Origin of the sequence: Buchnera aphidicola (Pemphigus obesinymphae) (assembly GCF_026122815.1) — a bacterium.
Classification (GTDB): Bacteria; Pseudomonadota; Gammaproteobacteria; order Enterobacterales; family Enterobacteriaceae; genus Buchnera_C; species Buchnera_C aphidicola_BJ.
The window spans coordinates 16,873-41,793 of record NZ_JAIWQW010000006.1 but is presented as its reverse complement, the minus strand read 5'-3'; the positions used below and the strand labels follow the sequence as shown (position 1 = coordinate 41,793).

General features: G+C 25.8%; 18 protein-coding genes and 1 other RNA gene. 7 read left to right on the top strand and 12 right to left on the bottom strand.

Features of this window, described 5'->3' with window-relative positions; genetic code table 11:
* Positions 1-83: 83 nt before the first annotated feature.
* The 6 genes from lpdA to truA all read right to left on the bottom strand — a co-directional run bounded on the left by lpdA (position 84) and on the right by truA (position 11,535).
* Positions 84-1,490 carry a dihydrolipoyl dehydrogenase gene (lpdA, locus tag LDP10_RS01700; protein WP_414734438.1) on the bottom strand — a complete coding sequence of 469 codons (1,407 nt, stop codon included), beginning with the start codon at positions 1,488-1,490 and terminating at the stop codon, positions 84-86.
* A 96-nt stretch (positions 1,491-1,586) separates the two neighbouring features.
* Complete coding sequence (locus LDP10_RS01695) at positions 1,587-2,813, bottom strand: 2-oxo acid dehydrogenase subunit E2 (RefSeq protein WP_265197012.1); 1,227 nt, start codon at positions 2,811-2,813, stop codon at positions 1,587-1,589.
* 13 nt (positions 2,814-2,826) lie between these two features.
* Positions 2,827-5,493, bottom strand: coding sequence for a pyruvate dehydrogenase (acetyl-transferring), homodimeric type (gene aceE, locus LDP10_RS01690; protein WP_265197011.1), 2,667 nt, complete (start codon positions 5,491-5,493; stop codon positions 2,827-2,829).
* A 627-nt stretch (positions 5,494-6,120) separates the two neighbouring features.
* Positions 6,121-7,176 (bottom strand): GMP reductase, encoded by a 1,056-nt coding sequence (locus LDP10_RS01685; RefSeq protein ID WP_265197015.1) that lies wholly within the window; start codon positions 7,174-7,176, stop codon positions 6,121-6,123.
* Positions 7,177-7,643: 467 nt separating this feature from the next.
* On the bottom strand, positions 7,644-10,217 hold the full coding sequence (gene secA, locus LDP10_RS01680) for a preprotein translocase subunit SecA (RefSeq protein WP_321160491.1): 2,574 nt from the start codon (positions 10,215-10,217) through the stop codon (positions 7,644-7,646).
* Positions 10,218-10,746: 529 nt separating this feature from the next.
* Positions 10,747-11,535 (bottom strand): tRNA pseudouridine(38-40) synthase TruA, encoded by a 789-nt coding sequence (gene truA / locus LDP10_RS01675; RefSeq protein WP_265197010.1) that lies wholly within the window; start codon positions 11,533-11,535, stop codon positions 10,747-10,749.
* Positions 11,536-12,003: 468 nt separating this feature from the next.
* Here truA and dksA point away from each other — a divergent pair, with 468 nt between their 5' ends.
* Positions 12,004-12,459, top strand: coding sequence for an RNA polymerase-binding protein DksA (gene dksA / locus LDP10_RS01670; protein WP_265197009.1), 456 nt, complete (start codon positions 12,004-12,006; stop codon positions 12,457-12,459).
* Positions 12,460-12,691: 232 nt separating this feature from the next.
* On the opposite strand, the gene hpt is transcribed toward dksA, so the two are convergent.
* The gene (hpt, locus tag LDP10_RS01665; RefSeq protein WP_265197008.1) at positions 12,692-13,225 is read right to left on the bottom strand and encodes a hypoxanthine phosphoribosyltransferase; all 534 of its coding nucleotides are present in this window, start codon (positions 13,223-13,225) and stop codon (positions 12,692-12,694) included.
* A 586-nt stretch (positions 13,226-13,811) separates the two neighbouring features.
* On the opposite strand from hpt, the gene thrA reads away from it, so the two are divergent.
* Genes thrA through thrC form a run of 3 tightly spaced genes read left to right on the top strand, consistent with a single transcriptional unit; the run spans position 13,812 to position 18,505 of the window.
* Positions 13,812-16,274: a bifunctional aspartate kinase/homoserine dehydrogenase I gene (gene thrA, locus LDP10_RS01660; protein WP_265197007.1), complete on the top strand. Its 2,463-nt coding sequence runs from the start codon at positions 13,812-13,814 to the stop codon at positions 16,272-16,274.
* Positions 16,275-16,276: 2 nt separating this feature from the next.
* Complete coding sequence (gene thrB / locus LDP10_RS01655) at positions 16,277-17,209, top strand: homoserine kinase (protein WP_265197006.1); 933 nt, start codon at positions 16,277-16,279, stop codon at positions 17,207-17,209.
* Entirely contained in the window at positions 17,210-18,505 is a 1,296-nt protein-coding gene (thrC, locus tag LDP10_RS01650; protein WP_265197005.1) for a threonine synthase, read from the top strand.
* A 164-nt stretch (positions 18,506-18,669) separates the two neighbouring features.
* Here thrC and ychF read toward each other — a convergent pair whose 3' ends face one another.
* From ychF to LDP10_RS01635, 3 genes are all read right to left on the bottom strand, one after another.
* Entirely contained in the window at positions 18,670-19,761 is a 1,092-nt protein-coding gene (gene ychF, locus LDP10_RS01645; protein WP_265197004.1) for a redox-regulated ATPase YchF, read from the bottom strand.
* Between the two features lie 57 nt (positions 19,762-19,818).
* Positions 19,819-20,346, bottom strand: coding sequence for an aminoacyl-tRNA hydrolase (gene pth, locus LDP10_RS01640; RefSeq protein ID WP_321160493.1), 528 nt, complete (start codon positions 20,344-20,346; stop codon positions 19,819-19,821).
* A gap of 114 nt (positions 20,347-20,460) precedes the next feature.
* On the bottom strand, positions 20,461-21,090 hold the full coding sequence (locus LDP10_RS01635; RefSeq protein ID WP_265197002.1) for a Fe-Mn family superoxide dismutase: 630 nt from the start codon (positions 21,088-21,090) through the stop codon (positions 20,461-20,463).
* 355 nt (positions 21,091-21,445) lie between these two features.
* Between LDP10_RS01635 and rnt the strand changes: the two genes are divergently transcribed.
* Positions 21,446-22,078, top strand: coding sequence for a ribonuclease T (rnt, locus tag LDP10_RS01630; RefSeq protein ID WP_265197001.1), 633 nt, complete (start codon positions 21,446-21,448; stop codon positions 22,076-22,078).
* A 176-nt stretch (positions 22,079-22,254) separates the two neighbouring features.
* On the opposite strand, the gene grxD is transcribed toward rnt, so the two are convergent.
* Positions 22,255-22,587, bottom strand: coding sequence for a Grx4 family monothiol glutaredoxin (gene grxD / locus LDP10_RS01625; RefSeq protein ID WP_265197000.1), 333 nt, complete (start codon positions 22,585-22,587; stop codon positions 22,255-22,257).
* 298 nt (positions 22,588-22,885) lie between these two features.
* On the opposite strand from grxD, the gene ssrA reads away from it, so the two are divergent.
* Positions 22,886-23,252: a transfer-messenger RNA gene (gene ssrA, locus LDP10_RS01620) on the top strand.
* Positions 23,253-23,304: 52 nt separating this feature from the next.
* Here the strand turns inward: ssrA and nadK are convergent.
* On the bottom strand, positions 23,305-24,189 hold the full coding sequence (gene nadK / locus LDP10_RS01615) for an NAD(+) kinase (protein WP_265196999.1): 885 nt from the start codon (positions 24,187-24,189) through the stop codon (positions 23,305-23,307).
* A 117-nt stretch (positions 24,190-24,306) separates the two neighbouring features.
* Here nadK and grpE point away from each other — a divergent pair, with 117 nt between their 5' ends.
* Entirely contained in the window at positions 24,307-24,900 is a 594-nt protein-coding gene (gene grpE, locus LDP10_RS01610) for a nucleotide exchange factor GrpE (RefSeq protein WP_265196998.1), read from the top strand.
* The last annotated feature ends 21 nt before the right edge of the window (positions 24,901-24,921 follow it).

Sequence of the window (24,921 nt, the reverse complement as noted above, 5' to 3'; positions counted from 1 at the left end):
AAAATCAAAATTTGGAAATAGAGAATATATATTTATATCTAATTTTCTCTATTTCCTAAAATTTTATATCTATATAAATATTTCTATTTAATATTCATTAGATCTGTAATTTTCCCTTGAAAAACTTCTGCTGCTAATCCTATTGATTCATACAAAGTCGGATGAGCATGTATAGTTAAACTAATATCTTCTGCATCACAACCCATCTCAATAGCTAAACTGATTTCTGACAACAATTCGCTGGCATTTCTTCCCATAATTATACCTCCAATTATTCTATTAGTCTCCTTATCAAAAATTAACTTAGTTAATCCAATATGAGCATGGGAAGTAACAGCTTTTCCAGATGCAGACCAGGGGAAAACTGCCTTTTTATAATTAATATTTAACTTTATGGCTTCTTGTTCTGTTATACCAACCCAAGCGATTTCCGGATCAGTATATGCCACACATGGAATAACTTTAGGCATAAAGAAATGTTTTTTCCCAGCTATAACTTCTGCAGCTATATGTCCTTGATGTATTCCTTTATGAGCCAACATAGGTTGTCCAATAACATCACCAATAGCAAAAATATTAGATATATTTGTACGTAATTGTTTATCTGTTTTTATAAAATTTGATTCATCAATTTCCATTCCTAAGGTATCAATATTTAAATCTGCATAATTAGGTTTTCGACCAATAGCCACTAATATCGCATCATAACAATTTTTTTCTTCGTTATCATTTGTTGTCACAACAATACCTTGATTTTCTAATTCGACTTTAGATATAACTTTATTTAACATTAAATTAAATTTTTTATTAGTTGCAGAAACAAAAATATCAATCACGTCTTTATCTACAATTGGCAAAAGTCGCATACCCGAATCTATAACATCTATTTTTGAGCCTAAAGAACCATAAAAAGTAGCCATCTCCAAACCAATTACTCCTCCTCCAATTATCAATAACCGACTAGGTATCTTTTGTAAATTTAAAGCATCAGTAGAATCCCATATACGTTTATCATTATACGGAAAATTTGGTAATTTTATAGCGCGAGAACCCGTAGCAATAATTGCATTTTCAAACGTAATTATTACTTTTTCTTTTTTTGATTCTACTAACAAAGATTGGGTATTTAAAAATTTAGCTTTTCCTATTATCACTTTGATATTACGCTGCTTAGCCATACTACTTAAACCTATATTAAGAGAACCCACAATTTTCTCTTTCCATATCCGCATTTTATTAATATCTATTATAGGTTTATCAAATGAAACACCAGATTCAGATAATTCTTTAGACTCTGTTATTACTTTAGATATATGTAATAAAGCCTTAGAAGGAATACATCCAATATTCAAACAAACACCGCCTAATACATCATATTTTTCTATTAATGTTGTTTTTAAACCTAAGTCTGCACAACGAAAAGCAGCAGAATATCCAGCAGGTCCTGATCCTATAACAACTACTTGGGTATAAAATTTTTTTTCCATTATAAATCCATTATTATTAATAAAATATTGTGTAAATAATAAACTTCTTTTTTAAATAACTTCATAAGCTGTACCAATAGAAAAATTTATATACTTTCATTACATCATTATAAAACGAATATCTAACAGTAATGTATTTATAAAATCCATAAAATGGGCAGCATATACTCCATCAATCACCCGATGATCGTAAGAAAGAGAAAAAGGCAAAATCAATTTAGGTACAAATTTTTTTCCATTCCAAATAGGTTTTATCGATGATTTAGAAATTCCGAGAATACCAACTTCAGGCATATTTATAATAGGAGTAAATCCAATTCCTCCTAACCCCCCTAAATTAGATATTGTAAAACAACCATCTTGCATATCTGACAAAGCTAAATTACCTTCTCTTGCTTTTTTAGAAATACTAATTAATTCTTTAGAAATTTCTAATAAATTTTTATTTTCTATAAATTTTAATACGGGCACTAATAAACCTTTGGATGTATTTACAGCAATACCTATATTAATATGTTTTTTAATTATTAATGTTTTTTGGTCATTAGAAATACTGCTGTTAAATCGTGGAAATTCTTGCAAAGCTTTAGAAACTATTTTTATAACGAAAACTAATATTGTTAATTTAATATTTAACGTATCATCCTGATACTTCATATTACATTTCTTACGAAATTCATCTAATTCTGTGATATCAGATTCATAAAAATGAGTTACATGAGGTATCTGTCTCCAACTTTGACTTAAATTCTGACCTGAAATTATTTGAACATGATTTAATTTAAGGTTTTTAAAAGATTGATCTATTGGTTCCAAAATTTCATTTTTATTATTTAAATTTAAATAATTGTTAATGTAATCTATATCATCCTTTTTACAACTGTTTTTATTATATTTTTTTAAATCTTCTTTCAAAATTCTATTCTTTGGACCAGTTCCTTTAACATTTTGTAAACTAATATCTAATTTTCTTGCTAAACGACGAATTAATGGAGTAGCATGTATCTCATCTATTTTTTTTTTGTTTTCATCATTTCCAATGTTATATAATTTTTTTTCTTCTTCTAATGTTGAATTTTTCAAATTAATATTATCTTGAACTTCAAACACCATCATTACATCACCAGTATTAATTATATTTCCAACATTAACCTTAATTTCTTTCACTACTCCATTTACAGGAGCAGGAATTTCCATAGAAGCTTTTTGTCCTTCTACAGTAATTAATCCTTCTTCCAATGTAACTAAATCTCCTACATTAACTAAAATTTCAGTCACTTCTACCTTTTCTAAACCAATATCAGGAACTTTAATTTCAATTACCATCCATTATACCCCATTATGCCAAACGCGGATTAATTTTATTTACGTCGATATTATATTTACTAATAGCATCAGAAATAACTTTTTTATTAATTTTACCTAATTTAGATAATTCCCCTAAAGAGATAACAACAATATAACTAACATCAATTTCAAAATAATGACGAAGTTTTTCTCTGCTATCGGAACGACCGAATCCATCTGTACCTAAAACACGATAACTTATTGCTGGTATATAAGCACGCACTTGTTCACTAAATAATTTCATATAATCAGTTACAGCAATAGCTGGTGATGAATTCATTACCTGTGCAATATAAGGTATTTTACATTTTTTATTTGGATTTAACATATTCCATCTATCACAATCTTGACCATCTCGAGCTAATTCTGTAAAAGAAGTCACACTATATATATCTGATCCTATACCATAATCTTGTAACAAAATTTGCGCAGCCATACAAACAATACGTAAAATGGCTCCAGAACCCATTAATTGAACTGAATAATCATGCGTACCTTTTATGGTTTTTAACTTATATATTCCTTTACAAATACCTATTTCTACACCTTTAGGCATAGCCGGCATAGGATAATTTTCATTTAATGTAGTAATATAATAATATACATTTTCTTGTTTAGGACCATACATACGATGTAAGCCATCACAAATAATAACAGCAATTTCATAAGCGTAAGCTGGATCATAAGATATACAATTAGGTACTGTCAAAGACAAAATATGACTATGACCATCTTCATGTTGCAATCCTTCTCCATTTAATGTTGTTCTGCCAGATGTACCACCTATTAAAAAGCCCCTTGCTTGTTGATCTCCAGCAGCCCAAAATAAATCTCCTATCCTTTGAAAACCAAACATAGAATAATAAATATAAAATGGAATCATAGGAAAATCATTGGTACTATATGAAGTAGAAGAAGCTAACCACGATGCAGCCGCTCCTAATTCATTAATTCCTTCTTGCAAAATTTGACCTCTTTTATCTTCCCGATAATAAGCCAATTGTTCGAGATCTTGCGGAATATATTTTTGACCTTGCAAACTATAAATACCAATCTGACGAAATAGTCCTTCCATACCAAATGTACGTGCTTCATCGGCAATTATGGGTACTACTAAATTTTTAATTTCACTATTCTTTAAAATAATGTTTAATACGCGTACAAAAGCTATTGTTGTAGAAATATGTTTTTTTTGTTCATTTAATAAAGATTTAAAATCATTTAAAATTGGCAACTTTAACGTCTGAGTGAAATTAGATAACCTCATAGGAAGATAACCTCCTAAAATTTTTCTTTTTGCATGAATATAATGATATGCAGGATCTTTTTTACTCAACGTAACATATGGTAAGTTTTTAATATCGCTGTTTTTAACAGGAATATTAAACTTATCTCTAATATATAATATCGCTTCTAAATTCATTTTTTTTATTTGATGTGCAATATTTTTCCCTTCTGCTACAGGTCCCATTCCATATCCTTTAACTGTATGAGCTAAAATAACAACAGGTTTGCCTTTTGTTTCTTTAGCTTTTTTAAGAGCAGCGTATATTTTCTTAGGATCATGTCCTCCTCTGTTCAGATCCCAAATTTGAGAATCAGTCATATTATCTACTAATTTCATTGTTTCTTTATATTTTCCAAAAAAATTTTTTCTTATATAAGCCCCATTTTTTGATTTAAAAGTTTGATAGTCACCGTCCAAAGTTTCATTCATCAAATGAATTAACTTTCCACTAGTATCTTTACTAAACAATTCATCCCATTTACCACCCCATATAACTTTAATAACCTCCCAACCAGCACCACTAAAAATACTTTCCAATTCATTAATTATTTTACCATTTCCAATAACTGGACCATCCAACCTTTGTAAATTACAATTAATTATGAAAATAAGGTTATCTAACCTTTCTCGTGATGCTATAGAAATAGCTCCTTTGGATTCCGGCTCATCCATCTCTCCATCACCCAAAAAAGCATAAACTGTTTGATTCGAAGTATCTTTTAAACCCCTATTTTTTAAATACTGTAAAAATTTTGCTTGGTAAATAGCACAGACAGGACCTAATCCCATAGATACAGTGGGAAATTGCCAAAAATTTGGCATTAATTTAGGATGGGGATAAGAAGACAACCCTGTACCATCTATTTCTTGCCTAAAATTATCCATCTGATCTTGTGTCAATCTTCCTTCGAGAAAAGATCGGGCATACACACCTGGAGCAATATGACCTTGAAAATAAACTAAATCACCACCATCCTTTTTATTATATGCACGGAAAAAATGATTAAAACATACTTCATATAAAGAAGCTGATGACTGAAAAGAAGATAAATGCCCACCTAGATCTAAATTTTTTTTAGAAGCACGTAAAACCATCATAATGGCATTCCAACGAATAAAAGAACAAATACGGTCTTCTAAAATAAGATTTCCAGGATAATGAGGTTCATCTTTAACAGAAATAGTATTAATATAATCGTTTATTAATATATCTCTAAAATTTTTTATTCCACATTTTTTTGCTATTTTAAGTACATTTCGAATTAAAAACTCTGCTCTTTTAACTCCCTCTTTATGAATAACTGATTTGATTGCCTGTATCCAATCATGAGTTTCTATTGGATCCACGTCATGATTTAAATTTTCTGACATGGTATAATTCCTTATTTTATTTAACATTTATTAATAAAAAATAAATAATACAGTATATATACTATTTTATTTTAAGTTTTATTAAACTAATTTTTTAATAACTATCAAGATAATTTACATTTGAACTACTTTACAATAGAGAAAAAACCTTTTTAAATTTTTCTTTGCGTACTAAAATATATTTTCCATATATAAAAATTTTTAGTATAAATATACTTATTCTTGCAATTAAAAAATTATATTAAGTCAACTTTTTTATAAAAGCTTAATTAAATATGAAAATAAAATTATTAATTTTATATGTAATCAAGAAAGGTAAAAAATAAAGAATAGTTGCTAAAAATTAAAATATATCAACTAAATTTATAAAAAATAATGATAAATCAATATCATATAAAAATATTAAATTTTATTTAGTAAAAAACTTTCTTTATGAAAATATTCTTTAAAAAATGTTTATAAATATTATCTTTTAAATTTTTTATTAAATTAAAAATTAACTATTTATTGTCAATGATTTTTAATATCATATCAAATACATAACAATGTTTAATTTAATAAGAATAATTTTAAAAAATATAATATCAATATTACTAATTATTTTACTAAATAAATGAAAAAATAAAATTAAAAACAATATGATTTATTGTTAAAAACATGATTTTCTTGTTCAGAAACACGTATAAAAGTAGTTCTTTTAGTTAATTCTTTCAAACTTTCCGCTCCAACATAAGTACAAGCAGAACGTAATCCTCCTAAAATATCTCTTATGGTTACCTCAACTGAACCACGAAATAATAATTTTATCGTCTTACCTTCGGTAGATCTATATTTTGCCACTCCTCCAATATAAAGATCCATGGCCTCCTGTGAACTCATTCCATAAAACAACATGAATTGTTTACCATTTTCTTCAATTATTTTCCCATCACATTGTTCATGCGCAGCTAACATACCTCCTAACATTATAAAATCAGCTCCACCACCGAATGCTTTTGCAAGATCTCCTGAAAATACACATCCTCCATCACTAATTATACGTCCACCTAAACCGTGCGCTGCATCAGCACATTCTATAATAGCCGATAACTGAGGATATCCAATACCGGTTTTAAGACGAGTAGTACATACCGAACCAGGACCAATACCTACTTTAACTATATCCGCCCCAGATAATATCAATTCTTCTACCATTTCACCGGTTACTACATTTCCCGCACAAATCGTTTTGTTAGGGAAATAATCACGCACTTTCTTTAAAAAATTAATAAAATGTTCAGAATAACCATTAGCTACATCTATACAAATATATTTTAAACTAGATGATAAAGAAAAAATTTTTTTTATTTTTAAAAAATCAGCATTAGATGTACCTGTAGACACAATAACATATCTTAATATTTCTTCAGACACACTATTTATAAATTTTTCCCATTCAATTATAGAATAATATTTATGAACCGCCGTCAATATATGAAAATTAGATAAAGTCTTCACCATATTAAAAGTACCTATAGTATCCATATTAGCAGCAATAATAGGAATTCCAGACCATATTAATTTTGAATTTTTAAAAATAAATTTACGATATAAATCCACCTGTGATCGACTTATTAACGTTGAACGTTTAGGACGAATTAGAACATCTTTAAAACCTAACTTTATATCTTCTTCAATACGCATCAATAATCTTTTCCTAATTAGATAGAATCAAACTTACAATTAATGATATTTAAAATATATATCTCGCTTCTAATAAAACAAATTTAGTTAATAATTCAAAAAATACTAGTATAAAAATACTAAAAATAACGAGTCATGTACATAATCATCTTTTAAAAAAGATATATTAAAATATTAAATTAAATTCATATCGAAATTTACAATTAGGGAAATTCGTATACTATACTAATATAATAAAAAATATTATTTTACTATAATTATCAATGATTATTGACAATCATAATTTTAATCAATAATTATTACTGTTCTTAATATTAATCACTAGTAAAAATTTTTATATTTATATAACTTTTCATAATCCTTATACATAAAAAAAATTAATATCAAACAGTTACAAAAATTATAATTTTATAATCTGCAAGCATAAAATTAATTTTCAATTTTTTTAAACTGCAATTACATATAAATTAATCATTTATTGCATTTTGCCAATCTCTGAAGTTAAATAAAGTATAATCATTAATAGCGTCTTTTTTTCTTAAATTAAGAATATTAATCTTATGTAATAGCAAAACAAATTCATATTTTAAAGATTCTAACATAGAAGAAAACATATTGAACGCTTCTCTTTTATATTCTTCTTTAGGATTTTTTTGAGCATATCCTCGTAGATGTATACCTTGTCTTAAATCATCCATAGCCGACAAATGTTCTTGCCAAAATATGTCTAAGGTATGTAACATTATCGATTTTTCTAATTTTCTCATATCCATAAAACCAATAATATGTTCTTTATTAACATAATTTGATTTAATTTTTTCTATGATTACATTAATAAAATTGCTTTTTTCTAAAAAAAAATTTTTATTTAAAAAACAAGAGAAAGATAAATTTAAATTAAACATATTATTTAATTTATTTTCTAAATTTAAAATTACACTTTCTTCTTTCAATGATTTTTCCAATAAATAATTATTAATAACTCTATAAAATACATCTTTTAAAACATTTACTACTATGATACTGATATCCTCGGAATCTACTAAAAAATTTCTATGCTCATAAACAACACGTCGTTGTTCGTTAATAACATTATCGTACTCTAAAATTTGTTTACGAATATCAAAATTATAATTTTCTACTTTTTTTTGAGCATATAAAATAGATTTTGTTAAAAAAGGATGTGTAATTGCTTCTCCTGGTTTTATTTTTAACTTTTGCATAATCGATACCATATGATCAGAAGCGAACAACCTGATCAAAGTATCTTGCATGGATAAATAAAAACGAGAAGAACCACTATCACCTTGACGACCTGATCTTCCACGTAATTGATTATCAATTCGACGAGATTCATGTCTTTCCGTCCCAATAATATGCAATCCTCCTACAGATAAAACTGTATTATGTTCATTTTCCCATTTTTTTTCAATAATCTCCTTATTCTTATTATTTATTCTAGAAGAACAATTCTTATCTAAATTTATACTTCCTCCTAAAACTATATCTGTCCCTCTACCAGCCATATTGGTGGCTATGGTAACAGAACCTAATTTACCGGCTTCAGAAATAATTTCAGCTTCTTTTTTATGAAACTTTGCATTTAATACATTATGTTTTATTTTTAATGAATTTAATTTAGAAGATATTAGTTCTGATTTTTCAATTGAAATTGTACCTACTAAAACAGGTTGTTTTCTATTTATACAATCTTTAATATCATTGATAATGGCATCAATCTTTTCATTTTCAGTTATAAAGACTAAATCTGGTAAATCTTTCCGTATCATAGGGAAATTAGTCGGAATAATGACAGTATCTAAATTATATATAGAACTAAATTCAAGTGATTCAGTCTCTGCAGTACCTGTCATACCCGATAATCTATCATATAAACGAAAATAATTTTGAAAAGTGATAGTAGCTAAAGTCCGATTTTCATTATTTACTGTCACACCTTCTTTAGCTTCAATAGCTTGATGCAATCCGTCCGACCAACGCCTTCCTTTTACAATTCGTCCAGTATGTTCATCTACTACTAATATTTGATTATCTTTTACAAGATAATCTATGTTCCTAATATATAAACTATGTGCTTGTAAAGCAACGATAATATGATTCATTAATACTATATTTTTTTTAGAATAAAGAGAATCATTCTTCTTCATTATATTGTTACAAACTAACAAATTTTCAATTGCAATTAAACCTCTTTCAGTTAAATAAACTCGTTTCTGTTTTTCATCAACTGAAAAATGCCCTTCTCCATGAAAAGAATCTGTATCTTCTTTTTCTTGTTGAATTAATTTTGGTACGATTTTATTAATTAAAATGTACAATTCAGCATTGTCTTCAGCTTGTCCAGAAATGATTAAAGGAGTACGAGCTTCATCTATTAATATAGAATCAACTTCATCGATTAGCGCATAATATAATTTTCTTTGTACTCTCTCTGAAGTATGAAAAATCATATTATCTCGAAGATAATCAAAACCATATTCATTATTTGTACCATATGTTATATCAGAAAGATAAGCTGATTTTTTTAATTCAAATGACATACCTGTCACATTTACACCAACAGTTAAACCTAAAAATTCAAACAAATGTTTATTTTTTTTAGCATCACGTTGAGCAAGATAATCATTCATAGTAACTATGTGCACACCTTTTCCAATTAAAGCGTGCAAATAAGCTGGTAAAGTAGCAGTTAAAGTTTTACCTTCTCCAGTTCGCATTTCAGCAATACATTTCTGATGTAAAACTATACCTCCAAGTAATTGAACATCAAAATGTCGCATACCAAATATACGTTTACTTGCTTCTCTGACGGTAGCAAATGCTTTTGGAAGTAAACTATCCAAACTTGATCCTTTCCTCAAAGAAGAACGAAATATTTCAGTTTGTTTTTGTAATTCAGAATCAGACATTTTTACAAAATCAGATTCTATTTGATTAATCTTATCAACAATATTTTGCATTCTTCCTAAAATACGATCACTGTAATTACCAAAAATTTTGGTTAATGTTTTTATTAACATGTCAATATTCTCATAAAAACGAATATAATGTGTAAAATTGTATATATGTACCAAATTATTTTCGAATAAATTTTCTAAAATAAAATTTTACTAAAATTACTTGATATCGATTGATAATTTTATAATTTAAAATTATTATTTATATTTTAATATTAACATGATATCCTTTGATCATCTGATTTTTATAAAAATACAATTATAATCATAATTTTCGATATTACAGATATTTTTTATATTCAAAAATTTTTAATTTAAAAATCATAATTTTTAATAAAAATAAATTTGATTTATAAACCAATTATATAATTTATAAAAAAAAGACATTAATATCATGTATGGATATGTCATAAAAATAAAAATTCAAAATTATAAATAAATTCCTATGATGTCTATCATATATAAAACAGATTAAATAATCTAAATACCATTAGAATTAATATTTTTTAAACTCATAATTTTAAATTTAAATATCCAATGTAATAAAATTATTTAATAAAACACTCCAATATGAATATTTTTATTAATTTTATTAATTTTGAAAAAACAACGGACCTAAGGGTAATCGAGGAATATTAAAGTAAGTAGGATAATCTACTGAAACCAAATACAAACCTTGCGCTTTAGCTGTTATCGATCCTGTTGCTTGTCTATTTTTTAAATTTAATACTGACACAATCCAATTTATTTTACGCTTATGAGTACCTATATCTAACAAACAACCCACTATATTTCGAACCATATGATATAAAAAAGCATTTGCTGTTACATCAATTATCACAAAATGATTTATACGTGTTACCTGAAAATGAGTTATTTTACGATAAGGAGTAAATGATTGACAAAAACTTCCTCTAAATGAAGTAAAATCATGTTCTCCAACCAAATATTGTCCTGCTTTATTCATATTATCAACATCCAATTTTTTATGAAAATTTAATATTTTATTTTCTAAAATTGAAGAACGAAAAACATGATTATAAATTATATAACGATAAGTACGTGATAAAGCACTATAACGTGCATGAAAATATTCTGAAACCTCTTTAATCCATAAAACTGTGATATTATTGGGTAAATAACTATTCACTCCAATAGTCCAAGAACGTTCTGAACGAATAGAAAAAGTTCTAAAATGTACTACCTGTGATGTGCTATGTACACCAGCATCGGTTCTTCCTGCGCATATTACATTGACTTTATGATTAGCGATATAAGATAGCGCTTTTTCTAATTCTCCTTGAATACTACTTACTTCTTTTTGAAATTGCCATCCATGATATAAAGAACCATCATATTCAACTCCTAATGCAAATTTCATAAAATTATTATTTTACCATCTATGCAAGATTATTTTTCAAAAACACAATTTTAAAAAACATATATTAAATTTCAAATGTGCATTAAAAAACATTTTCTTTAAACTCAAAAAAATACATTTTTTATATAAAATATTTTATAATAAAATAAATATTTTAATATACCTCTCTGTTTGTTGCTATATACAAAAAAAATAATGTCAAATTTTTAAGTATATCTATACATCCTAAAATATATTTGCATTATTAATGAATAATATTTCATAAAATTTCTAAAAATTAATTTATTTATTTTTATAAAAAATTAAAAAATATATGCACGTTATAAAAATAATCTTAAACAAGATTAAATTACAATTTAAAATAGAAATATAGTATTGTGAAAGTTATGTATAAAAAATCATACATATAAAAAAACAATATCTCTTGCTATTTATTAAATTGTATATAATACATTATATAGGAAAAATATGAAAAAAGAAAAAAATAGAAAAATATCATCACTAAGTGTTCTTGCTATGGCTGGAGTTTTACCATATCAAGTTAAAAAAGATGAAAAATATATGAATAAAAATCAAATAAATCACTTTAAAAAAATTCTCGAAGCTTGGAAATATCAATTACAAAGTGAAACAAATCATATTACTCCCTATATGAAAGATCAATCAAGCAATTTCCCTGATCCTGTTGATCGAGCAACACAAGAAGAAGAATTTAGTATTGAATTAAGGAACAGAGCAAGAGAGTCAAAATTAATAAAAAATATACAAATAACTTTAAAAAAAGTTGAAAATAAAAATTTCGGATACTGTGATTCCTGTAATATTGAAATCGGTATTCGCAGACTTGAAGCTCGTCCCACTGCTAATCTATGTATTGACTGTAAAACATTAGAAGAAATACGTAAAAAACAAATGTCAGGTTAATTTATTATAAAAATTTATTATTAGTGAAATGGGAATAAATCCTATTTCACTTATAAATTTTATTACATAATTATCAATTTTTTAAAAAATCAATACTCTTTAAAATAATTAAAAATTAAATTATTTAAGGATAAATATAAATTTAATTATATTAAAAATATTTAATAAAAAGTTAATAAAAAATATTATTTATATTGTCTTTATAAAAATTCTATTATCTATCAATAAAATTTTATTTAAATAAAACAACTTTACCAATATAAGGTAAATGACGATAACATTGTGCATAATCAATACCATATCCTACCATAAACTCATTAGGAATAGAAAATCCAATATAATCTATAACAATATTTTTTTCACGACAATCAGGTTTATCTAACAATGTACATACCGCCAAAGATTTAGGTTTTCTAAGTTTTAAGATAGCTAATACTTTACTTAATGTATTTCCAGAATCAATTATATCTTCTATAATTAAAACATGCTTCCCCAAAATATCTTCATTTAAATCTTTTAAGATTTTAACATCTTGACTAGATAGCATGCCTCTTCCATAACTAGATATAGTCATAAAATCTACTTCATGAGAAATTTGAATAGCACGGCATAAATCAGCCATAAAAATAAAAGAACCCCTTAACAATCCTATTAATAAAATATTACTATTGCTGTTTTTATAATTATTAGTAATCTGTTTACCTAACTCATTAATTCTCGTATGTAATTCTGATTCAGAAATAATAACTTTCACTGTATGTTTCATAACAATTAATGTAGTGTGTTCGAATAAATTTGATAAAAATTAAGAAACAATTACATACTTAATATAACTTTATCAAATATATTGATTTTTATAAAAAATAATTCAATATAAATTACATTATAATCTACAATATCCATTGTATATTAGATACATATTTTTTACCCTGAATATAAAAAAAATTTTATAAAACTTCTCCAACATAAAAATCAAACTTAATAACATAAAAATTTATATAAAAAAAACAATTAAATGTTATGAAAATCAAATTAAACATAATAAAAATTACATTCAATAACAATCCTAAGTAAAATAAAGAATAATATGTAAATATATGTTATAATTTAGATCCTTTTCATCATCAATGCATATAATAATATATTAATATTCAAAATAATAAAAATATTAAAAAATTAACGTAAAAAATATCTGATTTAAAAAATATATTTAACAAGATTAAAAATCTACATTAACCACCTAAATACAAAAATATTTTACATATTTTTAGGTTTAAATATGTAAAAATATAAAAGCTCGCATCATAACTAATGCGGCTTTTTTTTGGCATAAATTCAGGAGAATTTGAATCATGCGAATTTTAAAATTCGGCGGTACATCACTCGCAAATGCAGAAAGATTTTTACATGTAGCTAACATTATTGAAAATAAAATTAAATACGAACAAATAGGAATAGTTCTTTCTGCTCCTGCAACAGTTACTAACTGTTTAATTAAAATCATTGAAAAAACTATTAAACAAGAAAATATAGAGTCCTATGTTCATGAAACAAAACATATTTTTTTAAAAATTTTAAAAGAAATAAATTTATTACAAAATAAATTTCCTTACAAAAAATTAAAAATTATTATCGATGAAGAATTTATAAAATTAAAAAAAATTTTTTATGGAATTCATTTATTAAGTCAATGTCCTGACAACATTTATGCTAACATTATTTGTCGTGGTGAAATATTATCAGTAATTATTATGAAAGGAATACTTGAGTCCCGTAATTATAAAATTACTATAATTGATCCAGTCAAAAATTTGCTTGGCATAGGTAATTATATGGAATCCGAAATTGATATTATAGAATCTAGTAAACGAATTAATGCAATGAATATTCCTAATGACCATATTATCCTTATGTCTGGATTTATAGCCGGTAATAAAAAAGGAGAATTGGTGGTGTTAGGTCGGAATGGTTCTGATTATTCCGCTTCAATTTTATCTTCTTGTTTAAACGCAAATTATTGCGAAATTTGGACAGATGTAGATGGCATCTATACTTGCGATCCCAAAAAAGTACCAGACGCAAAATTATTAACGTCACTAACATATCAAGAAGCAATAGAATTATCTTATTTTGGAGCAAAAGTATTACATCCACGAACTATTTCCCCAATCGCTAAGTTAAAAATTCCTTGTTTAATTAAAAATACTTCCAAACCTAGTGCCATGGGAACATTAATTTGCGCTGAAAATAAAGAAAAAAAAGAAAATATAAAAGGAATTACTTATCTGAATAATATATCTATGTTTCACATAGTAGGACCAGGTATGGAAAATGCATCAGAAATTACAGCTCGAATATTTTCTGTCATTTCGTATAACAAAATTTGGGTAATGCTAACTACACAATCTTCCGCGGAAAATAGCATCAATTTTTGTATACCTCAAAAAAATATTATGCGGGTAGAATCTATATTAAAAAATGAATTTCATCTTGAGCTAAAAAATGGATTATTAAACTCTTTTAATATAATCAAAAATTTATCAATTGTGTCAATAATAAGTTCTGATATACAAAATAAACCACATATTTCTGCCTATTTTCTTTCAGCTTTAGCCAATGCTAAAATTAACATTGTAGCTATAGCACAAGGGTCATCTAAAAATTCTATATCTGTAGTTATTAGTAATTCTCATTTAACAAATGCAATAAAGACAACTCATCAAGTTTTATTTAATAAAAATCAAATTATTGAAATATTTTTAATAGGAATTGGTGGCATCGGTAACACTTTATTACAACAAATCTATCATCAAAAGAACTGGTTAAAAGAAAAAAAAATAGATCTTAAAATATGTGGAATAGCTAACTCTAAAAAATTACTCATAAACATGCAAGGCATTCCACTAGAAAACTGGAAAAAATATTTTGAAAATACAAAAAATTCTTTTACTGTAAAAAAAATAATTAATATCATTAAAGAATATCCTTTAATAAATCCTGTTCTAATTGATTGTACAGCAGATGAACATTTATCGTATCAATATACTAATTTCCTTTCTAATGGTTTCCATGTTGTTACTTCTAATAAAAAAGCAAATACCACAGATTTATCATATTACAAAAAAATTAGAAACATTGCTGTCAAATTTAAAAAAAAATTTTTATACGATACAAATGTAGGAGCTGGATTACCTGTTATCGATAATCTACAAAATTTATTGAATTCAGGAGATACATTAATCCATTTTAGAGGTATCTTATCTGGTTCTTTATCATTTATTTTTGGACAATTAGAAGAAGGTATTCCTTTATCTCAAGCCACTCAAAACGCCAAAGAAATAGGCTTCACGGAACCAGACCCTCGCGATGATTTATCAGGTATTGATGTCGCGAGAAAATTATTAATTTTAGCTCGAGAAGTGGGATACGAAATAGAATTAAAAGATATTAAAATAGAAAATTTATTACCTGATACATTTCAAGACATTCCAAATGTAAAAAATTTTATGGAAAAACTAAAAGAATTAGATCCTTTATTTTCTGTACGAGTAAGACAAGAAAAAAATAAAGGGAAAGTATTACGTTTCGTCGGAATAATAGATCCGATAGGTCAATGTCAAGTAAAAATTGAAGCAGTAGACAAGGAAGACCCTTTATATACAATAAAGAACGGAGAAAATGCATTGGCATTTTATAGCAAATATTACCAACCAATACCGTTGGTATTAAGAGGATACGGTGCAGGAAATAATGTAACAGCAGCAGGTGTATTTTCCGATATATTACGTACATTACCATGCAAGTCAGGAGTATAAAAATGATAAAAATTTTCGCTCCTGCTTCTATTGGCAATGTAGGAGTTGGATTTGATGTCCTCGGTGTAGCTATATCACCAATAGACGGAAATTTATTAGGAGATTCAATCAAAATTGTTTCATCTAATCAATTCTATTTAATTAATAAAGGGAAATTCGCTAATGAATTACCATCAGATAATAAAAAAAATATTGTATGGCAATGTTGGCATCATTTTTGTAAAATCATAAAAAAAGATGTTCCAGTTACCATTACATTGGAAAAAAATATGCCTATTGGTTCTGGTTTAGGATCCAGTGCATGCTCTATAGTAGCTGGATTAGTTGCAATGAATGAATTTTGCAATAAACCTTTAACTACATCAAAATTATTAAATTTAATGGGAAAATTAGAAGGAAATATATCTGGAAGTATACATTATGATAATGTTGCACCTTCCTATCTCGGAGGATTACAATTAATTATTGAAGAAAATAATATTATTAGTCAATCCATTCCTATATTTAAAAAATGGTTATGGATTGTTGCTTGGCCAGGAGTAAATTTATCAACTGAGGTATCAAGATCTTTATTACCTAAAAAATATACAAAAGAAACATGTATCCAACATAGCAAAAACTTAGCTGGATTTATTCATGCATCTTATACACAACAATCTCTTCTAGCTACTGCGTTCATAAAAGATATAATTGCTGAACCACATCGTATGAAATTAATACCCAGTTTTTCTTATGCAAAAAAAAATGTTTTAGAAATGGGAGCCCTTAGTTGTGGTATTTCTGGATCAGGACCAACTTTATTCGCTATATGTGAAAACATTGCTCTTGCAAAAAAAATAGCTAAATGGCTTACCATTAATTATTTACAAAATAAAAAAGGATTCGTACATATCTGTAATTTAGATAATATTGGTGCACGTCAAATAGGAGAATAAATGAAACTTTATAATCTTAAAGATAGTAATGAAAAAGTAAATTTCTTTCAAGCTATTAAATTAGGATTAGGTCAAAAACAAGGACTTTTTTTCCCTTTAGATTTACCTAAAATTGAAAAAGAAAAATTAGAAGAACTCTTAAAAATGGATTTTATTACAAGAAGTAGTAATATTCTTTCATATTTCATTGGTGATGAAATAAACCAAAAAGAATTACATAATCGTGTTAAAAAAGCATTTTTATTTTCTCCTCCAAGATTAGTAAAAATTACAAAAAACATAGCATGTTTTGAACTATTTCACGGACCAACCTTAGCATTTAAAGATTTTGGTGCACGTTTTATGGCTCAAATGTTATCGCATCTTAATCAAGATGGAAACAATTCACTGATCACCATTTTAACTGCAACATCAGGAGACACAGGTGCAGCAGTAGCTCATGCTTTTTATGGCATGAAAAATGTACGTGTAATCATTTTATATCCTAAAGGTAAAATTAGCGAATTTCAAGAAAAGTTATTTTGTACATTAGGTGGCAATATTCACACCATAGCTATTAACGGTAGTTTTGATGAATGCCAAACACTCGTTAAAAAATCTTTTAATGACATAGTTTTAAAAAAAAGTACAGGATTAAATTCTGCTAACTCCATTAATATTAGTCGATTATTAGCGCAAATTTGTTATTATTTTGAAGCTTTTTCATTAATACCAAAAGAAAAAAGGGAAAAAATAGTCATTTCTGTTCCTTGCGGTAATTTTGGAAACTTAACTGCAGGATTACTAGCGAAATCTCTTGGTTTATCTATTTTATCATTCATAGCATCCACTAACGCTAACGATACCGTACCTCGTTTCCTTGCAACAGGTCAATGGAAACCATATACCACTATTTCTACCATTTCTAATGCAATGGACATTAGTCAACCTAACAATTGGCCGAGAGTGGAAGAATTATTCCATCGTAAAAAATGGAACTTAAAAAAATTAGGTTATGGCAGTGTATCTGATACCGAAACGAAACATACTTTATTAGAACTAAAAAAATTAGGTTATATTTCAGAACCACATGCTGCAATAGCATATAAATTACTCAAAAATAAATTAAAAGATGATCAATTTGGATTATTTTTAGGCACAGCACATCCTGCAAAATTTAAAAAAACTATTGAAAATATTTTAGATATCACTTTACCACTACCTAAAAAATTGGCAAAAATTAATAATTTACCCTTGTTATCACACAACATGTTACCAAATTTTTCTCAATTACGTAAATTTTTACTAGATATATAAAAATTTTCTATTTAACAGAGAGGAGAATCATATATTCTATCCTCTCTCTCTTATATTAAAAATTGATTAAATTTAATAATATTTAAAAACTAATTTCATTTTTTACAAAAAAAAATTATATAAATAAAAAGTATTTATCAATAAATCAAAATAAAAATATTTAGTTAAACATTAAACAAAAAGTTTATGATATCACCGTCTTGAACAACATAGTTTTTACCTTCACCTCTAATTTTCCCCAATTCTTTAACATTCCTTTCTCCTTTATATTTTATAAAATCAGTATAACTAATTACTTTAGCTCGAATAAAACCTTTTTTAAAATCTGAATGAATTTTACCTGCTGCTTCTATTGCTGTAGTACCTTTGGAAATTGTCCATGCCCTCACTTCTTTTATACCAGCAGTAAAAAATGTTTCTAATTTCAATAAAGAATAACCTAATGAAGAAACTCTGTCTAAACCAGATCTTTTTACTTCTGATTCATCCGAAAATTTATTATTTCCTATCTGATTGAAATTGACAGAATTTAATTCAAGCATTGCAGATAATTGAATAACTTTAGCGTCGTCTTTTTCAGCTATATCATAAATTTTTTCTATATTTTTGTTTTCATTGCGTAACATATCATTGGTATTTATTACATACATTACTGGCTTTAATGTAATTAATCTTAAATGGCTAATCAATGAATTTTCTTCTTGATTTATTTTTAATGTTCTCAACATCTTAAATTTTTTTAGATGAGCAATACATTTCTCTAAAAGAGAAAGTTCTTTTTTTAAAAATAAATTTTTCATGTTTATTTTTTTCTTAATCTTTAAAACCTGTGATTCACATAAATCTAAATCCGACAAACATAATTCCATATTAACTATTTCAATGTCTACTATCGGTTGGATTTTTCCATAAATATGAGTTACTCTAAGATCATGGAAAAAACGTACAACATGTATAATAGCATCAGTGTCTTTTACATATTCTAGAAATTTATTCCCTAATCCTTCACCTTGAGCAGCCCCTTTAACTAATCCAGCTATATCTATGAATTCTATAAAATTTTTAACAATTCGTGAAGATCCTTCTATCTCTGCTATTTTGTAAAGACGATTATCAAAAATTGGAACCATACCTATATTGGGTTTTATAGTACAAAATGGAAAATTTTCAGCTGCCACAGAACTTTTAGTTAAAGCATTAAATAAAGTCGATTTACCCACATTAGGTAATCCTATTATGCCGCATTTAAAACTCATACTAATATCCTATTTTACTGAAGAAATGTAAAAAATGAACATAATATTTTCTATACTTTAAGATAAATTAATAAATTTGGTAATTTTATTAATTGATTTTCCTATCGCTCGATTAATTAAAATATTTTCTTGTTCTGTTGGTGGAGACAATACAAAACATGCTACTTCCTTCTTTTGAATAGGACGACCAATACCTATAGAAATGCGTGGAAAAGATTCTTTTTTATCAAATGTATTAATAACGTTCCTTAATCCATTGTGTCCATTATGACCAATACCATATTTAAATTTAATAATTCCTGGGAAAAGATCTAATTCATCATGAATTAATAAAATTTCGTTTAAGGGAATACGATAAAACGAAGCCATTGAAAAAACAGATTTACCACTAATATTCATATATGTATTTGGTATTAATAAACGAATTTTATTTTTTATAAAAACGACACCAGTATATCCAAAAAATTTTTTTTCTTCCTTTAAATGTTCACGATAATGTTTAGCAACCATTTGCAAATAACGAGAACCGATATTATGTCTAGTTTTACCATATTTAATTATTGGATTTGCTAAACCTACCATCATTTTTATTTTATTCAAAAAACACCTTACTTAAAAGTACAATAAAACTAATTTATAATTATATAATTAATACGAACAATATGTAAAAATTACTAATTAAATAACATGCATCTTAAATTAATTAAAAAAACAATTTTTATTTGTAAAACGATTTAATGCCTCATCCCAATTTACCACGTTCCAAAATGCTTTAATATAATCAATTTTTTTATTTTGGTATTTTAAATAATACGCATGCTCCCATAAATCTAAAGATATAATAGGTATTCCGTAAACTCCAGCAATATTTTGACCCATTAATGGATTATCTTGATTAACAGTTGTTACAATAGATAAAGTAGAATTATTTTTTATCAACCATACCCATCCAGAACCAAAATGATTTAATGCTGCTTCTTCAAACTTTTTTTTAAAATTTGAAATAGAATTAAAATCTTTTTCAATAGATTTTTTTAAAATAGGACTTAAATTTGTTCCTATTTTTAACCCTTTCCAAAATAGACTATGATTAATATGTCCACCAGCATTATTTTGTATTATTTTTCTTTTATCAAAAGATAATTTATCTAATTGGATGATTAAATTATCAATAGATAAATTTAAAAATTTTGTTCCTTTTAAAGCTATGTTTAAATTATTGATATATGTTTGATGATGTTTAGTATGATGAATAAACATAGTTTCTTTATCAAAATATGGCTCTAAAAAATCATAAGAATAAGGTAATACAGGTAACATATGAATCATTTTTTACTTCCTTTAATATTTTATTAGTAATATTAAAATTCTTGTTCAATTAATATTTAAACTTATAAATATATTTAACACCAAAAGTTTTTAATAATATTAAAATACAAGATTTTATTACTCTTTATTTTAAAAAAATGTTATATTGAATATAACATTATTAATTTATGAATAAAATAAATACTACATTTATTTTTAAATATATACTGCATTTATTTATTTTAAAATATATATAAAAATCATTAATATAAATTTATTATATCTAAATAAAAAAAAAATTTATTTATTTTTTAATAAAAATTTATAATGAAAATGTGTAAATAATATATTACTAATATTGTTATATGAGATGTAAATGTCTATAAATCAAGAAGATAATTTATTAAAAAAAAGATTCCGTGGTTTCTATCCTGTAGTAATAGATATAGAAACAGCGGGATTTAATTCACAAACTGATGCTATATTAGAAATAGGAATGTATACGTTATACATGGATTCAGAAGGTTGGTTAAAAAAAGAATCCTGCTTACATTTTCATATTATCCCTTTTAATGGATCTTTTATTCAACCAGAAGCCATTGCTTTTAACAAAATTGATCCTTTTAATCCGTTAAGAGGAGCAATCAGTGAACAAGAAGCTCTCTTTTGCATATTCAATGCCATAAACAAAGGTATGAAAATTAAAAACTGTAATCGTAGTATAATAGTTGCTCACAATGCGAGTTTCGATCATAATTTTATCATGGCTGCAATTCAAAGAACGGGGATACAAAATCATCCTTTTCATCCCTTTGCAACTTTTGATACAGCAACTTTAAGTGGATTAGCATTGGGACAAACTGTGCTAGCAAAATCATGTAAAGCTGCTGGATTACTATTTGATAACAAACAAGCTCATTCAGCACTCTATGACTCTCAAAAAACTGCTGAACTATTTTGTGAATTAGTAAATCGTTGGAAAAGATTAGGAGGATGGCCTTTATCATAAATACAAATTTTACATATATTTCTTATTAAATTTATTTAAAATAATCTAATTATCAATTTTTTATATCTACTACATATTTTATATTTCAAAGTACATATAAAACATATAGTAGATATAGTATTCAATATTAGAAAATTTTTTAGTAACTGACTAATATCTATTTTTTAATATAATAATTATTTATTTTTTTTATATTTTATTACTGTTTCTTTGATTAATTTTTTAAGAGTACCGTTACTTACCATTTCCATAATTATATTGCATCCTCCAATAAGTTCTCCTTCTATCCATAATTGAGGAAAAGTTGGCCAATTGGCGAACTTTGGTAACTCAGTTCGAATTTCTGGATATTTTAAAATATCCACGTATGCAAACTTTTCTCCACATGAAGATAATGCCTGAACTGCTTGAGCAGAAAAACCACATTCTGGTGCATCAGGACTTCCTTTTATATAAATTAAAATTGGATTTTCTTCAATTTGACTCTTAATTTTTTCTAAAACATTCATATTCTAATTCCTTAAAATGTTATCAACAAATTTATGCATTTTATACTCCCTTATAATATTATATCTATGTCTATAAAATAGACTAATAATGTTATTTTCTCAACATGTATAAATAATCGATCAATATCATAATACATATTATAAAATAGTACTGTTTAATGAAGTAAATAAATTCATGTTTTTTATTTTTCTCATTGATATTAAAAATAATATTTTTATTTATAAACATAATATTTTTATTATAAAAATAATATATAGACTATTTTATTTTATTTTGTAATAATATAAAAATAATTTTGGGGCTGTTTTGGATTCGACAAGATTATCGAAAACTAAAGTGCATGCCGAGGAACGGTTTGCCTCGTTAAAAGCCGTAAAAAACAAATGCAAATCAAAAACATTACGCTTTAGCAGCTTAATAAACTATCTAAAGCCCTTCAATCTAATTTATTCTCTTAAAATTAGATATTAAAGAAGGTCAAAACTACAGAGATTCGTATAAACCCTTTGCTTAAGAGAGATATACGTTAAAACTAAATTAAGCTAAAATCTTATTTTAAGTCTATAAAAAATAAGAATAATTTTTTATTAAAAAATAGACTAAGCATGTAGTGCTGAAGTTGTAGAAATTTTGGACGCGGGTTCGACTCCCGCCAGCTCCATTTTATTTGTATTTAAAATTTAAAATTGAAACATGTACTATACACATATTTGATACTAATTAAAAAAATTTCTTGACCAGTTTAATTTAGAACTTAATCTATCGAAATAGTTATAACTTTTGGGATGAATAAAATTAAGGCAATAATGACTTCTACGAATGAATATCTTATCTTTGTAATTAACAGATAACACTCTTTGACTATCACAACTAATTTTTAAATTTTTATAAGTGTTTGGGAATTTTAAACAAATCTTGCTATCACTACTAATTACTAACGGACGAGCCGACAAGGTATGAGGAAACATAGGTATTAATACAACTGCTTCTAAAGATGCAGAAAGTATTGGTCCACCAGCTGAAAGTGAATAACCTGTCGAACCTGTAGGAGTAGAAATAATTAAACCATCTGATCTCTGAGAAAAAGCAAAACTTTCGTCAATATAAACTTCAAATTCTATCATATGAGCTACTTTATCCGCATGCAAAACTACTTCATTTATAGCAGTATTAACATAACTTTCTCCGTGTTCTTGACATATTTGAATCTCCAGTAAAAACCTGTTCTCTAATATATATTTCCCAGATAAAACATCTGATAACTGTTTTAACACTTTATCAGGACTTAAATCAGTAAGAAAACCTAAATTTCCTCTATTTACACCAATTATTTTTATGTTATAACCACACAAGATATAACCTGCACATAACAAATTACCATCACCTCCTACAACTATAGCTAAATCACAATATTGACCGATTTGTGATAATGTGCCAACATTAGGTTTCTTAATCGATAATAATTGTTCTGCTATTTGATATTCAATCATTACTTTATAACCTTTCTTTATTAACCAATCATAAAGTATTTTATGTGTTTCTAATGATTGAGAATTTCGTGGAATACCTGCTAAACCAATATAATTTAAAAATGGTTTCATCTATTTTATTTTCCTAATGTTAAAAGCGATTTTTTTTAATAAAATAATCTTGAAAATTTTCTTATAACCCTCATACTAAATTAATTAACAAAATTAATATAAAAAATAGAACACATTATGAATAATCAAAAATTAGAATCAAAAAATGAAAAACAAATCAATGAAGATAAATTAGAATTAAATACTGAAAAAAAAAACAAATTAAACATAAAAAATGATAAAAATAAAATTGATATAAATAATAAAAAATATCAAATAATAGATTTAAGAAAAAAAATATCAAATGTAAAAAATGATATAACCGATATACAATTACGAGGACAAGCAAAAATAGAAAATATAAGAAAAAAAAGTGAACAAAATATAAAAATGATCAAAAATTCTCAATTAGAAAAATTTGCAAAAAAAATACTTCCTATTATTGATTCTTTAGAAGAAATATTAAAAATAGCTGACCAAAAAAAAAATCAAGAAACAATCATGGTACAAGGTATTAGTTTAACTTTAAAATCTATGTTAAATGTTATTTCAAAATTCGGTATAAAAAGAGAAGGACACAAAAATACAATATTCCAATCAAATTTACATCAACCTATACTAAGTAAAAAATCTAAAAACACACAATCCAATCATATTATTTCTGTAATACAACACGGTTATACGTTAAATGGTACTGTATTAAGAAAAGCTAAAGTAGAAATATCTCTTTAAAAAAAAATATCTTGCTAAAAA